A 15541-nucleotide genomic window follows, 5' to 3' on the forward strand; every position below is an offset into this window, starting at 1 on the left:
TCAAGCAATTTGTTGTTCAAGTTGTTGTTTTTTCCTGTCGCGAGATGTGATGAGCACTGTTCCAACATAGGCGACAGATATGGAGATGGCGAGGACGATCAAATACGAAAACAGTCCACCGTCAAGGTATAAGAAGGCCCCTGGAATCATGGAAGCACCCGTACCTTTCGCAGCAAGTTGGATGATGCCAGCGAACGCACCTCCGGCGGCTCCGCCCAAGCACCCCATGAAGAATGGCTTTAACGTGGGGAAGGTCAGTCCATACATCACGGGCTCTGAGATCCCGAACAAGGCAGGAATCAATGCGGGTACCATCTTGCTCCGTTTGCGCCTGTTGCGCTCCATCATGACAACGGCAAGTCCAGCTCCAAGTTGACCGGCGATGGCGGCCGTGCCCAGTGGGTTGATGTAATCAAGGCCGGTCTGGGCGAAGATGCTGACAATAACCGGTGTCACCGTGTGATGCATGCCAACCACGCATAGGAGCTGGATTCCGCCCCCATAGACAATCCCACCGATTCCGAATGGTAGTGTCAAGCTATATAGGATCAGGTCGGTCAATCCTTTCTCGATGAGAGACAGGATAGGTCCCACTAGGAATAAACCAGTCAATAGCGAAATCGAAACCGTAAGGAATGGTACGAAAAGCATGTTGACGAGATCAGGGATGACTTTATTCAGTTTCTTCTCAAGAAGTGCTGCCACAATTCCCATGCAAAGGGCCGGCAGGACTGAACTTTGATAGCCGACGATCGTCAAGTCAATGGGACCGATCGGGAAGAGGAGGGGATCTGCAGCTCCGTTCACTACATCCCATTTGTTAGGGAGGATGGGGGAGACAAGCATCAAGCCGAGAACGATTCCGATAATCGGTGATCCCCCGTACTTCTTATTCGCGGACCAACAGACGAGGACAGGTATGAATACATAGGCCGTCTCGGTCAAGACGGAGAAAATAACGCTTACATTCTTGCTCATAGTGAAACCAAATCCGTTGACCCATAATCCTTGCAGCCCCATCAGGATACCTGTGGCGAGAAGAATTGGGATGATTGGGATGAAAATATCGGAAATATCCTTGGTTACGCGTTGAAATGCCGTGCCTTTAGGCTTTTCCACTTGGTCTGACGAGGGGGGAGCATGTCCTAGAAGTTTGGTCACTTCCAAGTGGACTTTATTGACGAACCCTGTTCCCAAGATCACTTGATGCTGGCCATTCTGTTCGAAATAGCCTGCCACCCCGTCTAACTCTTTGATGTTCTCCTCTTGAACTCGTGAAGCGTCGCGAACTTCCACTCGAAGTCTGGTGGCACAGTGCGTGGCCGAAAGGATATTGTCTGCTCCTCCCAGCGCTACAATGACGCCTTTTGCCGTTATGACTGGATCTTTTTTCATGGAAACGAATCCCCTTTCAATTTATCGAACCGGTTTTATATAAGAGCAAAATAAATGCAAAACCAGTGAATATCGAACCGGTTTTACATGTAAAAATCTATCACCGTTGAATGGTACTGTCAATCTTTTTTTGAAAACGTTTCATCAGAGGGTGGTTTCCCCTTCTTGTATGTATACATCAAGGATCATATGGTGTTCTCTTATCGGTTTTCCATTAATTTGATCGATGAGGGCATCGGTGGCAAGGCTCGCGAGCTTTTCGATGGGTTGGACAATCGCGGTGATGACAGGAGACGTTATCCTCGTCACATAGGTGCCATCAAAGGCAATCAGTTTCAGGTCGTCAGGTACCCGGATTCCCTTCTCCATGGCAATCTTCAGGCATTGGGAGATGACGAGATCCGACCCGATGAATGCATCTGCACCTTTATACTTGTCCATTGCCGTCGAGGCGGCCTTCATATATTGTTCAAGGGTGAATGTATTGGAGTCCATTTCGAAGAAATCGAGGCGGTAGCCTTTCTCTTCAAACATCCGTTTGCAGTGATCCACATAGGTATCACTTCCAAGATTATATTTCCTTGATCCTACGAATTGAACGGCATGGGTGCACCCGCTACTCTCCAGGCGCTCGATGGTCAATTCTGCTGCTTGATGGTGATTGGATGAGACCATGGGGATTCGCTCATTCAAGAAGCGATCTAGGCTTACGATTGGCCGATCCGTTCCGACATAATGACTGATATCCAGACTGTGGGCCCCCATGATGATTCCGTCCATCGTACTCCGGTTGAGCCACTCGATGTACTCCTTCTCAACATGGTTCCTGCCAACGGATCCGCACACCATCGTCATATAGCCCTTCTCATATAGCTCCTTCTCAACATGCTTGATAAAGGTGGAGAAGAAGGGATGAAGGATATCGGGCATGACGATTCCAATGAGATTCGATTTGCGGCTGGATAGGTTTTTGGCCAACTGATTGGGGACATATTTCAGCTCCCTCATGGCCTTCTCCACTTTCTCCCTTGTCTGCTCTGAAACATAGCCATTGTTATTGATGACAAGGGATACGGTGCTTTTTGCAACGTTTGCCCGTTCTGCTACATCTTTTATGCTCACCATGGTTTAACATCCTTTCTTCACTACGAAGCAGGTCGGTCCTGCATTCTTCTATGTATGTGTTCCTCTTATCTGGCTTCTTCAAGGATTCCTGTACGCAACGAAGGCCGGGAAACAGCGGGGGAGGCAAGAAGGCACGGCCCGCACCGCCGCTGGGTTCCCCATTATCTATCGAATATCTAATTTTGATGAAGAAGTGCTCTGACTACTGGCCAAGGATGATTCCTAACGACATATCCCCCGTTAGTACTTCATTGACCCACAGGGAAGCTGCTCCAATGACATCGGAGTCAACCCCTAGAGTAGAAGGGATAAGTATTAGATCCTTGGTGTTGGTCTTCAAGGAGTAGTTAAATACATTTTCCTTCATGGGTTGGAAGAAGTCATCCTGTGCTTGAAGAATACCCCCTGTAAGAATGATTTTACCCGGGTTGAACAGGTTGACAATGGTGGAGATGGCGATGCCCACGTATCGTCCAGCGCGTTCAATGACTTCGATGGCGAGTTTATCGCCCGCCCCGCATGCTTTGTAGATGTCGTCGATGGTAACGGTGTCGAGGTCTGGTTTCCATTCCTTCAGGATTGTGGGGAATCCTTTCTTCGCCATGGTGATGGTCTCCTTGGTGATGGAAGGCTCGCTTGCCAGTGTTTCAAGGCAACCGTAGTTGCCGCATACGCATTTTGGACCGTTTTCAGCTACAATCGTATGACCGACCTGTCCCCCTCCAAAGTTGACTCCATGGAAGAGCCTATCTTGAACGATAATTCCTGCTCCAATTCCATAGTCTACATTCAAAATTATGGATGAGAGGGTTCCTTGCCCCTTCCCGAACCATCTTTCTGCCAAGGCTAAGGTATTACAGTCATTATCCATGAGGACTGGTAGGCTGGTCGCTTCTTCAAGGTGATGAGCAAAATCGAAGTGATCCCAATTCAAATGGGGTGGATAGACCGCAACCCCTTCTAGGGGATCCACAATCCCATGCATTCCAACACCGATACCGTAGATAGTAGCTGGGGATTGTTTGTATTGATCAATCATGGAAACAACGATGGACAAAACCTTTTCAGGAGAAGGATCATCGGGGAGAGGGATGGATTGTATGGAATGTATTTTTCCATCGAGGTCACATATCCCCGAGCGGATCGAGACTGAACCAATGGTTACACCAATGACGTTCAGCGTCGATGCATTCACTTTATGAAGAGAGGGGTACCGCCCACGCTTGCTTTTCGTTTGTCCGATATTCTCAATCAATTGATAAGTCTCGAGCTCGGACAGAATATCCGTGACGGAGGGGACTGTCAATTCCGTCATCTTGGATAATTGGGTTTTGGATAATGGACCTCGTTCCTTAATCAACTTTAGTACAAGCTTCTGATTATAGATCCGCATAGTGTCCCTGCTCAATTTTGTCATGACTGAATTCATCGTACCACCTCTTGCTATTTAATAAAGTTATTTTAAAATATAATCAATCTTCATTAGTTTATTCTTCCAATTCAGTATACCGTATTTTCTTTTTATATTCAATTTAAACCAAGGTATTAGCGTGATTAGCCTTCTCTTTATTTTTCTTATTTTTCAGAAAAATTTATTGATTTAATAAAGTAACCTTATTATACTAAATTTAGTAAGCGATTTCATTTTAAGGGGGAAGAGTATGAAAAAGAATTGGCTATTACTGGGTTTGTCGTGTCTGCTTATGGTCTCATTGATATTATCGGGTTGTTCCAGTTCGAGTACAGGTTCAAGCACTGAAGATGAAAAGGTGGAGCTCACCCTTTGGACTTGGCCCGACAATGATAAAACATTGGCAAAGTTGATGCCTGAATTTGAGAAGCAGAATCCAAATATCAAGGTCAAGATCCAAGCGTTCGCAAATGGAACCTATCCGAACAAGCTTCTATCCGGGCTGGTATCTGGGAAAGGGCCGGATGTTGCGATGTTGGAGATCGAGACAGTTGGTCAGTTCAAGGAGAAGAATGCGTTCGTCGATCTTTCAAAGAAGCCGTTCAATGCCGGGGAATTAGAGGGTGATTACGCGCAGTTCGCTTGGGACTATGTAAAAAAAGAAAACGGTGAAATCTTTGCTCTTCCTAAGAATACGGGGCCAGGTGCCATGTTCTATCGTAGGGATCTCTTCGAAGCGGCCGGTCTTCCAACAGAGCCTGCCGAGGTTCATGAGCTATTAAAGACATGGGATGACTATATCAAGGTTGGTGGGGATCTGACGAAGCAAGGGAAGCAGTGGATGATTGCGACTCCGAATGAAATCTATGGAACGATTATGTCTCAAGCAGGTGTGTCCTTCTTTGATAAGGATGGTAATCCACAGGTCGAGCATCCTGATTCTGCAGAAGCCCTTGAATATGTGAGCAAGGCTCACAAGGCTGGCATCGTGTCACCAGCGAATAAGGAGTGGTCCGATGAGTGGAATGCTACTATGCAAAACGGGACCGTTGCCACGTACTTCTCAGGAAATTGGTTCGGCAGCTTGTTGAAAAATGCATACGCAACGGATTCTGCGGGGAAATGGGGGGTCACCTTCGCGCCTGAGTACAAAGGGAACAAGTCCTTCAATCGCGGCGGAGATTTCCTCTCGATTTTAAAGACAAGCAAACACAAAGAAGAGGCTTGGAAGTTGGTGCAATTCATTTCTGGTAACAAAGACTCCCTGAAAACGATGTATACGGAGAATGATCTTTATCCTGCCTTAGTAGATGCTCAGAAGGAAGATTGGATCAATCAGCCGAATGCCTTTTTCAAGGATCAGGTTGTCAATGAAGTATTCGGAACAGTTTCAGAGGAAATGCAAGCTCCAACTATCAATGCGAAAGATCCAATCGTCAACGAAGCGATGGGAAGTGCCATTACTAATGTCATCCAGGATAAGATGACAACGGAAGAGGCGCTTGGAGAAGCTTCGAAGCAAGTTAAGGCGAAGATCGGGAATTAATTGATAGACTGCCAGGCACGGCGCATGCTATGCCTGGCTTCTTAGAAAGGAGAGTTAGATCTATGAGTGCCAAATTGGAAGAGTCCGTCCCGGTAAATAAACAAGGGATTAAGAAGACCAGATTTAAAAAGAGCCTTGAAACGAGGAATTTCTATCTCTTTATCCTTCCGTTCTTCCTCCTGTTCCTCCTATTCAATGCCATCCCCATCATCAGCTCCTTGTTCCTCGGTTTTACGGTTTGGGATGGGTTCAGTGCCCCGACATTCATCGGGTTGGAAAACTATATTCAATTATTCAAAGATCAAATTTTTTTAAAGTCAATTTACAATACGCTGTTCATCTGGTTCTTCTCTACAATCCTGACGTTGGGACTTGCGTTCTTCCTAGCCTTCTCTATCAATGAGTATATGCGGAAAGCAAAGAGCTTTTATCAGATGGTATTCTTGTTCCCGTTATTGGTTGCTCCCGCCCTAACATCGATCATCGTAGGGATTTTGTTCTCCTCCAATTCAGGTCTGATTAATGCCTTTCTGAGCTTGTTCGCGGATGATCCGGTGACAATCAACTGGTTGGATTCCACCTTCTGGATCAAGCCAATCATCGTCCTGATGATCGTCTGGCGCTGGACAGGTTGGCATATGATCATCTTTTTGGCGGGGTTACAGACCATCCCCAAGGATCTGTACGAAGCGGCGCGCATTGATGGGGCGAAGGGATTTCAGATTATCCGCTCCATTACATTACCATTAATGGCACCAATCATCCTTGTAAGCCTCGTGACGGCTACGACGGGCGGTATTCAGTTGTTCGATGAACCGTTTGTCCTTACTAATGGGACCGGAGGAACTCTGCAATCGGGTATGACGATGGGGATGTATTTATACAACACAGCATTCAAAGATTTTAACTTCGGGTTAGCGTCTGCAATCTCGTATGTCCTGTTTGGTCTGATCTTAATCGTGACTTTAATTAATTCCAAGTTTCTTAATAAGAAAGAGTAGGGGGTGGGTGTATGCAACTAAAACCAAAGGTTAAAACGTCCGCGATCTATGTTGCGGCCTCGTTGATTTCATTGTTTTATATCCTGCCTCTTGCCTGGATGGTCATCCTCAGCACCAATACCCGTGAGGATGTGTATAAATTCCCCCCGCCCATCACATTTGGTTCGGCTACGGGAGATAATCTTCAACGTTTACTAGAGGGGATTCCATTTATTAAGGCATTATGGAATAGCTTTTATGTATCGGGGCTTCAGACGCTCCTTGTGCTATTGGTCAGCAGTCTAACCGCCTATGCTTTATCGAAATATACGCGCGTAAGGGGAAGGAAGCTTGTCCTCGGTATCATTATTGGGAGCATCATGATCCCACCCCTTGCAGGCTTGATTCCCTGGTTCATTGTCATTAAGAACCTAGGCTGGTTGGATACGCACTGGGGTCTGATCATCCCTCCGGCGGCCAATGCTTTCGGGGTATTCTGGCTGTACCAATTCATTGACCGTGCCATACCAAAGGAAATTTACGAGGCAGCCAAAGTTGATGGGGCTTCGGATCTGCGCACGTTCTCCTCAATTGTACTGCCATTAATCAGACCGGGGCTCGCTGCCTTGGGAATCTTGACCTTTTTGAATGCGTGGCAGAACTTCCAAACCCCGCTATTATTGTTGAACGATGAGAATCTGTTCACTCTGCCTCTTGCCCTGACGAATTTGAGTACGTTATATGCAACGGATGTATCGGCTGTCATGCTCGGGACGACCATCAGCATCATTCCGCTGCTGATTGCCTTTTTATTGATGATGAAACATTTTATTGAGGGTCTTACGAATGGCTCTGTTAAGTAGTAAAGGATTGGAGTTGTTAGTGTGAAGAGATTGCAAGGTAAGGTAGCCATCGTGACGGGATCAGGCAGGGGGATAGGCAGGGGGATCGCCTATAAGTTTGCCGAGGAAGGGGCCAAGGTCGTTATCGCCACCCTGGAACGAAAAGAAGGTCAGGAAACTGAGAAGGAGCTAATGGACATCGGCACCGAGGCTCTGTTCGTCCAGACCGATGTATCGGAGGAAAAAAGCATCATTGCCATGATTGAACAGACGGTTTCTCGGTTTGGGACGATTGACATTCTGGTGAACAATGCAGGGATTACTTTGTTCAAGAATATTCTCGACTGTACTCTGGAGGATTGGGATAGGGTTATGAATATCGATCTCCGCGGAGCGTTCCTGAGCAGTAAATATGCCCTTCCATCCATGATCGAGGCCGGTGGGGGATCCATCATCAACATCTCCTCCAACCATGCCGCAGCGACCATTTGCGATGCCGAAATCTATGCTTCCGCCAAGGGGGGACTGAATGCCTTGACCAGGAGCCTTGCCCTCAGTGCCGGTAAGGATCACGTGCGGGTCAATGCCATTTGCCCCGGATTTACCGATACACCTCATTATAGGAGGTGGCTCGACGAGCAGGGGGATCCGTCCTTGGTGGAAGAGGAGGTTCTCAAACTCCATGCTCTTTCCACGATCTGTAAACCTGAAGACATAGGAAATCTTGCGGTTTTCCTCGCATCGGATGAATCGGCTAAGCTGACTGGTGAATCAATTTTCCTCGACGGAGGACTTTCAAAAAATCTATATCATTCCGATATATGCTGAGGTGAAGTAGAGTGATGAATCAAGTAAGGGTGGAAATAGAATGTGATGCTCTTCTCGGGGAGTCGCCGTTTTGGGACGGGGAAAAGCGCGTCCTTTACTGGGTCGATCTGCTGAATAATACATTGTATATCTATGATGTCGAGAAGGGAATGAATACGGGGATTGGGTTCGAAAAGCACGTATGCTCAGTCGTGAAGGCGGAATCGGGTGGGATCATTCTTGCCCTTCAGGACGGGATCTATTCTTTCAATTTCAATACTGGGGACTTGAATCTTTTAGTAGAGCCGGGGAATTGGCCTGACGGCAATCGTTTCAATGATGGGAAATGTGATCCCGAGGGGAGATACTGGATCGGCACAATGAACATGGACAACCGAAGAGGGCAAGGGGCTTTGTTCAGACTCCATCAGGATGGTCTGATTGGCATGCTTGATTCCGTCAGCATATCAAACGGATTGGCCTGGGATAGGGCGGAAGGGAAGATGTACTACATCGACACTCCTACCCAAGAGGTGGCGTCCTTCGATTATAATCCTGCCACGGGAGAGATTTCGAATCGTCATAAGGTCTATTCTTTTGCGGAAAAAGAAGGATCGCCTGATGGGATGACCATTGATTCGGAAGGGAATCTTTGGGTCGCTCTGTGGGGAGGCGGAAAGGTCGCCAAGATTAATCCTTCTACTGGACGCTGGGAGGATTCCATCCATCTTCCAGTCAGTCTCGTGACGTCTTGTGTGTTCGGTGGAGCCGACCATAAGACGCTCTTTATTACGACGGCTCGCTACGGAATGACGGAACAAGAGATTCAGGAGTCTCCATTATCGGGTAGCGTGTTCGCCTTCGAACCCGGAGTTGCAGGCACACCATCTTCTTATTACAAAGGGGTGGAATGATGATCACGAAAGGTAAGGACGTTCAAGGCTTAATGGATGTTGGGTGTAAGGTGTTGGATCTGTCTGGAAGCTGGGAATATGCTCTGGATGAGGCAGATGTAGGATTATCGCAGGGGTGGGAAACGAAGGAGCTCGGAGGCAAGGGGTTTATGATACCCGGGACGACGGCGATCAACGGGGTCGGCGAAGAGCTGAAGCTGGATTATGCTATGACCAAGGAACCCGTAAGAAGCCTGAGACAGCGTTTCCGCTATGTTGGTGCGGCTTGGTATGGAAGGCATTTCGAAGTGCCCCCCCATGGGAAAGGGAAGAGGATTTACCTTTTCTTGGAGCGGGTGATGGTTGAATCCCGGGTATGGGTAAATGGCAGATGCGTCGGGATGAATCAGAGCCTATCCGCCCCCCATATGTATGATGTAACCGATGCTATTCGCTTGGACGGTGAGAATCGCTTGATGGTTCGGATTGATAATCGCGACGTTCAGAACATTGGACCTCATTCGAGTGCCTATACGGATGAAACCCAGACGATCTGGAATGGGATGGTCGGTCGGATCGAGCTTCAGATTGTGGAGCCGCTCCGAATCGCGCGGGTGAAGATTCGTCCAGATGTCGCCGGAAACGCGGTAGGTGTGTCTTTCAAAGTGGATGAGGGCGGAGAAGAAGCGGAGATCGACTTCTCTGTGAAGGACATGGATGATGGAATTATCGGTACTCCCGTGAAGATGAGAGTAGTTCCGGGCGCGACTTATGAAGTGACATATGACATGGGTAGTGACGTGACGTATTGGGATGAGTTCTCTCCTTATCTGTACACGCTGGGTTGGAGATGGTCAATTCCCGGTGAAGTAGGATGCGTCCGATTCGGCATGAAGCAGTTCAAAACAAGGCGCACGAATTTCGAGGTGAATGGGAATCCGGTGCTACTCCGCGGAAACATCGATTGCTGCGTCTTTCCACTCACGGGACATCCGCCTATGGACGTCGATTCATGGCGTAGGGTATACCGTGCAGTCAAGGATCACGGTCTGAATCATGTGCGCTTCCATTCGTGGTGCCCTCCTGAAGCCGCCTTTGAAGCGGCCGATGAACTGGGGATTTACCTTAACATCGAAAACGTCATGTGGATGGATACATGGAGCGAATATCCCGTTGGCTCCTATGAGAATCACTATAGCTACTTGCTGGAGGAGGCTGAGAGGATCCTTGCCACCTACGGAAATCATCCCAGCTTCTGTTTGTTCAGTAACGGCAACGAATTGAATGGAGATTTTGACCTTCTTCGTCGGATGATTACTGAGCTGAAAGCGAAGGACGATCGCTTCCTTTACACGTTGACGACGAACTGGGACCGGGAACCTGACCCGGCCGATGATTACTTTGCTGCACAGTCCGTTGATGGAGTGGGGGTGAGGGGGCAATACTTCCTCGATGAGCTAGTCAGAGGGACTTCGCTCCATTACGAGGAAGCAGTCAGCAAGCGGGACATTCCCGTCATTTCCCACGAAATTGGGCAATATGCGGTTTATCCCGACGTAGACGAAATAGAAGACTATAAAGGAGCTTTGGTCCCCCATAATTTCGAGACGATCAAGAAAGATCTGGAGGCAAAAGGGCTCCTTGCTGAAGCAAGCCATTTCAAAATGGGGTCCGGTCGATTGGCCGCCCTTCTCTATAAGGCGGAGATTGAGGCGGCATTAAGGACAAGGGGGTTCGGAGGTTTCCAGCTTCTCGGCCTACATGATTTCCCTGGTCAGAGCACGGCGACCGTCGGACTTTTAGACTCTTTTTATGAGAGTAAGGGGATCATTGCTCCAGAAGAATTTCGTCGCTTCTGTGGGCCAGTTGTCCCACTATTTAAGATGGATAAACGTATCTATGGGAACGACGAGTCTTTTACGGGGAACATCGAGATTAGCCATTACGGTCCCCGTGACTTTAAGGGTGCCACTATTACTTGGGAATTGGCGAATAAAGGGAACGTGATTGGGTCTGGTTCCTTCGAAGACATCCATGTGAAACGAGGCGGCCTCACCTCTTTGCCTGAAATCCAACCTGTTTACTTAGGCAGTCTAGATTCGGCGGCGGTGCTCCAGCTACATGTTGCCATTGAAGGGACGGAATACGAGAATCAGTGGGAGGTATGGGTGTACCCACGGGCCGTGGCGAAGACATCGGATTCTGACGGTGCTGTCTACTATGCGTCCGCCTTCACTCCTGAGGTCAAAAGCCGCCTTGAAGCAGGAGAAAGGGTCGTCCTCCTTGCTGACGGGGAAAGCGTGAAGGATCCACTGCCGGGGAAGTTCTTCCCGATCTTCTGGAGCCCGGTTCATTTCATGAGCAAGGATCCATGCGGTATTTGGTGTGATCCTTCCCACCCTGTCTTCTGCTCTTTTCCAACAGAGGCATCCGCAAACGTCCAGTGGAAAACGCTTTTGGAGCAGTCGGTGAGTCTGAACATCGATCATTTCCCGGTTGGGTTCAAGCCGATCACCACGGTTATCCCAAACTTCTTCCATAATCAGCGATTGACGAATCTATTCGAGGCGAAGGTGGAAGAAGGAAAGCTTCTTGTCTGTACGATTGGGTCGGACGGGGATGCCGTGGAAATCGTGCATTTTCATCGGAGCTTGAAGGAGTATGCCGCCGGGGATTACTTCCTGCCGACTCAGACGTTATCAATGGGAGACATTGAACGCCTTTTCTCTTCTGGTAGAGAGATCGTTAAAGAGGAAGAAAATCTCGCACATGGAAAGGTGGCCAGTGCTGACAGCGAATTATCATATCAGCACGGTGCAGGTAAGGGTAATGACGGTAAGTCCCATACGTATTGGAGTGCAGCCGATTATGGAAAAGGACATTGGTGGCAGGTCGATCTGGGTGCGAAGGTTCCAATCGCAGGAACGAGAATTACATTTGCTGAGGAAGGTAATTATCTCTATGCCATCAAGGTTTCCGATGACGGGGAACAATGGAGGCTCGTTGTGAATCAGACGGGTCAGACGGATACGAGTATTGTCCGGTTTGATGCCTTCTCGGATGAAGCGAGATTCGTTAGGGTCGTCTATATCGATTTGCCTTCTGGGATCAGGGCAGGTCATAGAGATTTTGAAGTATTATCATCCATAACGGAGAGGGTGTAAAAGATGAAAACAATGAAGAAGTGGCTGGGAATTATGGCTGTTGGCTTTCTTCTATTGTCAAGTACCGGTCTCCCGGTCGCAGGTGCAAAAGGGGAAGAAAGGGAACCTTCCCACACGGAAATCAAGGAGATCGACGGTACGAACGTCCTTTTTCAATATGGGAAGCCGGTTCCGTCCTTTGATACTTGGGATGACAAGGAGCGCTCAAGGGATACCATCTCTTTAAATGGAAAGTGGCGCTTCACTTTTGACCCAGAACAAAAGGGGATGGACGAAGAGTGGTACCAGTCCGATTATGATGACAAGCATTGGTTGAAGAAGAGTGTTCCTTCAAGCTGGGATCTGTTTGATACCCCGGGATTCGGCTCCTATGATGGAAGCCGGTATGGAGAGGGGACGGCTTTTTATGATGGATATGCCTGGTTTAGGACCACTTTCAAGGCTGATCGTGAATGGGATGATCAGTTTATCAAGGTTAATTTCCTCGGAGTGAACTACCAAGCGATGGTGTTCATCAATGGCCAACACGTCGCTACCCATGAAGGGGGACACACTCCGTTCTCCATTGATGCAAGTCCTTATGTAAAAGCCGGAAAGGACAATGTGATCGCGGTTAGGGTATTCAGAAGACCTTGGTACGATTCCTATAAGGCAGACGTCCAGAATCCGATTACAGATGATAAAGAGCTCCCTTACAAGCCTGTAGACTACTGGCCATACGCGGGTATCACTAGGGATGTGTATGTGGAGGTCACTTCTCCAGTCACCGTCAGCAAAATTTTGACGAAGGCGGCCGGGCAACAGCTTGATGTATCGGCGGTCCTTTACAATCACGGGGACCGGGTAGCGAAAAAACGGGTAATTTTCGACCCGGAGCGCCGTACGGGAGGGAAGAAAATTGAGCGGACAGTCACCTTGAATGCTGGGGAGACCAAGGTTTTGAGTGAAACGATCTCTATCCCGAATGCAAAACATTGGGATCTGTCATCTCCCCATCTCTATGATGTGACCGTCAAACTCCAGAGCGTTAAAGGAAAGACGGAGGACGGGCTGAAAACGTCATTTGGGATGAGGACAATCGAGGTGAAAGGAGGAAAGCTCCTCTTGAACGATCGCCCGATTTTCCTGAAAGGCCTAAATTGGCATGAAGAAACGGCGAAGAGTGGTCGCTCCCTCACGAAGAATGAGTACAAAAAAGAGCTGGGTATGATCCTTGATACGGATGCGAATTTCGTCCGCAACAGCGTGTACAATCGACATCCTTATGTATATGAATTTGCTGATGAGAATGGGTTGCTTGTAATGGACGATATTGACAATATGTGGCTGAACACGGAACAGCAGGAGTATCAGACGAACACCTATGGCCTTTCTGATGCTATTGCGGCCTCTATGGCTTGGAATCAGGTGAACAGGCCATCAGTCATCCTGTGGGGCTTGCAGAATGAATCGGAATCATCCGATGCAGCTGTGTATCGAAATTGGATTGCCTCCATGAAGAATGCTATCAAGGCCCTTGACCCGCAGGATCGTCCAGTAACATGGGCATCATCCACGAGTTGGGATCCTGCCTTCGACCTGGCCGATGTAATCGGATTTAATGAATACTTCGGCTACTTTTACGGTCAGAATGCCGATCTCGGTGCGACCTTGGATCAAGTGCATCGGAATCATCCAGGCAAACCCATCTTGATCACAGAGAATGGCACATGGTCTGTCCTCGGTAACGATGGGCCGGTGACCGAGCAGGGAACCGAGTCTTGGCAGGCCGAACAGTTCAGGCAGCACTGGGATCAGGCTACGGAAAGGAAAGACTTCATGGCCGGGTATACATTTTGGGCATTAAAGGATTACAAGCAACGGATGACATATAACCATGACTACAACGGGATATCTGCTATGGGACTTGTAACATTCGATAAATTGGAGAAAAAACAGGTGTATAAAGCGTTCAAAAAAGCAGTTAATCCAAACCCTTGAGAAAGAAGCAACTCTTCAAATGAGGGAACCGAGGATGTAAATCCCTATAAATTAGGAAGGGAATGATCTACTGGACTACATTCAGGACCCCTCCGTCTTTGCTTATGAAGACGGACACGTAAAGATTCCTGAAGGTCCTGGTCTAGGCATAACTATCAATGAAAAATATGTGAAGGAACAAGCCAAGATCGGCCATCAGTGGCGAAACCCTCATTGGCGCCACCAAGATGGCAGTATTGCGGAGTGGTGATGAAGCTTGTTTTTTAAGTAATAGCCTCCTTTTAATAGGGGGTTTTTCTTTTATTCTTTTAAGGTCTATTGTTAATAATGAAACAATTAATCACGAAATCCTTAACAATTTGGTATTCATAAGGTGTGATTTTCTTTTCGTTTTATGTCTAAGTGTTTCAATTTACATCAAATTCTATTTCAACAATATCGGGCTCTCTTCCTTGTTTTGTTAGGATAAGAGTGGCTTGATAATCATTTTTCCATTCGATAGATATTTTGTCAGGGATTTTTGTTTTCATAATGCTTTTATCACCGTACGTAATTCTTATGTTAGGGTCGGGAAAATCGTCTTTTTTTACAATCTCCATGGAGTTAATCTTATTTGGGGAATGGCTTATCTCTAATTGCGTTTCTTCGGAGTACGAGATATACCAAGCTACTATTACAATACCTACAACACCTAAAATGACCACCCCAAATAGATAGCCGATTTTAGTTAAGAGTATTGTTTTTTCTTGCTCTACGCTATTGTCGTTCCAATCCATCATTATATTCCTTTCTTTCCAATGATTTAGGGTTAAATAGTTCGTTTTGATAATCGGGCTTTCCATCATGATTTTATCCGATGATGCTCTAAATCTTTTTGTTAGGCGCACTCACTTGCCGCAGATTTTACAAAGTAAGTAACAAATGCTCGATGAGACTCCGACGGCCAAGACGCCGTATAGCCCAAAAATGAATGCGGTGAAACCAAATAGGATATGCAGCATCAGGAAGAGATACTGATTATTCCGCTCTAATGCCTCTATCGTCGTTTTTTGTTCGAATCTGGAGATCAGGATGGCGAATAAAAGGGCAGTCAGATACCATCCGAGAAAGTTTTGGGAAGGAATATCATAATACAATCCACCGTCCGCCCAGATCCAGTAGGATTTTACATTGGCCGCCACGGGATCGATGGCCAGGTCCAACCACACTGCAAAAAGTGGAACCAGTATCACGGTCCTGTGACGAAAGGAGAATAACTTAGAAAAGGCCAAACTGGCTCCCATGACCGATAGCCACGCCGGTCCCATTGTGATCGGTACACCGAGGAACATCAGTCCGAAATCTGCTTCATACGTATACTCACCGAATATCAGGCCGGTGTGGGTACCGATGGACTCA

Annotated in this window: 12 protein-coding genes and 1 pseudogene; 8 read left to right on the forward strand and 5 right to left on the reverse strand. The window is 47.5% G+C overall.

The genetic code is table 11. The features are described from left to right. The 3 genes from ACNA6I_RS23470 to ACNA6I_RS23480 form a co-directional block, all read right to left on the reverse strand. Entirely contained in the window at window positions 1–1395 is a 1395-nt protein-coding gene (locus tag ACNA6I_RS23470; protein WP_416314300.1) for a PTS transporter subunit EIIC, read from the reverse strand. A 144-nt stretch (window positions 1396–1539) separates the two neighbouring features. Further along, window positions 1540–2520 (reverse strand): LacI family DNA-binding transcriptional regulator, encoded by a 981-nt coding sequence (locus ACNA6I_RS23475; protein ID WP_416314301.1) that lies wholly within the window; start codon window positions 2518–2520, stop codon window positions 1540–1542. Window positions 2521–2722: 202 nt separating this feature from the next. Beyond that, entirely contained in the window at window positions 2723–3949 is a 1227-nt protein-coding gene (locus tag ACNA6I_RS23480; RefSeq protein WP_416314302.1) for an ROK family transcriptional regulator, read from the reverse strand. A 232-nt stretch (window positions 3950–4181) separates the two neighbouring features. Between ACNA6I_RS23480 and ACNA6I_RS23485 the strand changes: the two genes are divergently transcribed. The 8 genes and pseudogenes from ACNA6I_RS23485 to ACNA6I_RS23520 form a co-directional block, all read left to right on the forward strand. Further along, window positions 4182–5477, forward strand: coding sequence for an ABC transporter substrate-binding protein (locus tag ACNA6I_RS23485; protein ID WP_416314303.1), 1296 nt, complete (start codon window positions 4182–4184; stop codon window positions 5475–5477). 62 nt (window positions 5478–5539) lie between these two features. Next, window positions 5540–6478, forward strand: coding sequence for a carbohydrate ABC transporter permease (locus ACNA6I_RS23490; RefSeq protein WP_416314304.1), 939 nt, complete (start codon window positions 5540–5542; stop codon window positions 6476–6478). 11 nt (window positions 6479–6489) lie between these two features. Beyond that, on the forward strand, window positions 6490–7320 hold the full coding sequence (locus ACNA6I_RS23495; protein ID WP_416314305.1) for a carbohydrate ABC transporter permease: 831 nt from the start codon (window positions 6490–6492) through the stop codon (window positions 7318–7320). A 21-nt stretch (window positions 7321–7341) separates the two neighbouring features. After that, window positions 7342–8127 carry an SDR family NAD(P)-dependent oxidoreductase gene (locus ACNA6I_RS23500; RefSeq protein WP_416314306.1) on the forward strand — a complete coding sequence of 262 codons (786 nt, stop codon included), beginning with the start codon at window positions 7342–7344 and terminating at the stop codon, window positions 8125–8127. 14 nt (window positions 8128–8141) lie between these two features. Further along, entirely contained in the window at window positions 8142–9020 is an 879-nt protein-coding gene (locus ACNA6I_RS23505; RefSeq protein ID WP_416314315.1) for an SMP-30/gluconolactonase/LRE family protein, read from the forward strand. A 32-nt stretch (window positions 9021–9052) separates the two neighbouring features. Continuing rightward, the gene (locus tag ACNA6I_RS23510; protein ID WP_416314307.1) at window positions 9053–12163 is read left to right on the forward strand and encodes a sugar-binding domain-containing protein; all 3111 of its coding nucleotides are present in this window, start codon (window positions 9053–9055) and stop codon (window positions 12161–12163) included. Window positions 12164–12175: 12 nt separating this feature from the next. Next, window positions 12176–14143, forward strand: a complete 1968-nt coding sequence (locus ACNA6I_RS23515) for a glycoside hydrolase family 2 protein (protein ID WP_416314308.1) — start codon at window positions 12176–12178, stop codon at window positions 14141–14143. 55 nt (window positions 14144–14198) lie between these two features. Then, window positions 14199–14393: pseudogene (locus tag ACNA6I_RS23520) on the forward strand (D-galactonate dehydratase); the annotation flags it as partial. Between the two features lie 157 nt (window positions 14394–14550). Here ACNA6I_RS23520 and ACNA6I_RS23525 read toward each other — a convergent pair. Both ACNA6I_RS23525 and ACNA6I_RS23530 read right to left on the reverse strand, forming a co-directional pair. Beyond that, window positions 14551–14922 carry a hypothetical protein gene (locus tag ACNA6I_RS23525; RefSeq protein WP_416314309.1) on the reverse strand — a complete coding sequence of 124 codons (372 nt, stop codon included), beginning with the start codon at window positions 14920–14922 and terminating at the stop codon, window positions 14551–14553. Window positions 14923–15030: 108 nt separating this feature from the next. After that, window positions 15031–15541, reverse strand: a 511-nt coding sequence (locus ACNA6I_RS23530; RefSeq protein ID WP_416314310.1) for a carotenoid biosynthesis protein, incomplete at its 5' end; no start/stop codon positions are given.

The sequence above is a fragment of the Rossellomorea sp. FS2 genome, assembly GCF_047915635.1.
Taxonomy (GTDB): Bacteria; Bacillota; Bacilli; order Bacillales; family Bacillaceae_B; genus Rossellomorea; species Rossellomorea marisflavi_A.

What these genes read in the sequence shown, in the direction of transcription:
- ACNA6I_RS23470 (WP_416314300.1), bottom strand. Translation starts at nt 1,395, where the DNA reads ATGAAAAAAGATCCAGTCATAACGGCAAAAGGCGTCATTGTAGCGCTG.
- ACNA6I_RS23475 (WP_416314301.1), bottom strand. Translation starts at nt 2,520, where the DNA reads ATGGTGAGCATAAAAGATGTAGCAGAACGGGCAAACGTTGCAAAAAGC.
- ACNA6I_RS23480 (WP_416314302.1), bottom strand. Translation starts at nt 3,949, where the DNA reads ATGAATTCAGTCATGACAAAATTGAGCAGGGACACTATGCGGATCTAT.
- ACNA6I_RS23485 (WP_416314303.1), top strand. Translation starts at nt 4,182, where the DNA reads ATGAAAAAGAATTGGCTATTACTGGGTTTGTCGTGTCTGCTTATGGTC.
- ACNA6I_RS23490 (WP_416314304.1), top strand. Translation starts at nt 5,540, where the DNA reads ATGAGTGCCAAATTGGAAGAGTCCGTCCCGGTAAATAAACAAGGGATT.
- ACNA6I_RS23495 (WP_416314305.1), top strand. Translation starts at nt 6,490, where the DNA reads ATGCAACTAAAACCAAAGGTTAAAACGTCCGCGATCTATGTTGCGGCC.
- ACNA6I_RS23505 (WP_416314315.1), top strand. Translation starts at nt 8,142, where the DNA reads ATGAATCAAGTAAGGGTGGAAATAGAATGTGATGCTCTTCTCGGGGAG.
- ACNA6I_RS23510 (WP_416314307.1), top strand. Translation starts at nt 9,053, where the DNA reads ATGGATGTTGGGTGTAAGGTGTTGGATCTGTCTGGAAGCTGGGAATAT.
- ACNA6I_RS23515 (WP_416314308.1), top strand. Translation starts at nt 12,176, where the DNA reads ATGAAGAAGTGGCTGGGAATTATGGCTGTTGGCTTTCTTCTATTGTCA.
- ACNA6I_RS23525 (WP_416314309.1), bottom strand. Translation starts at nt 14,922, where the DNA reads ATGATGGATTGGAACGACAATAGCGTAGAGCAAGAAAAAACAATACTC.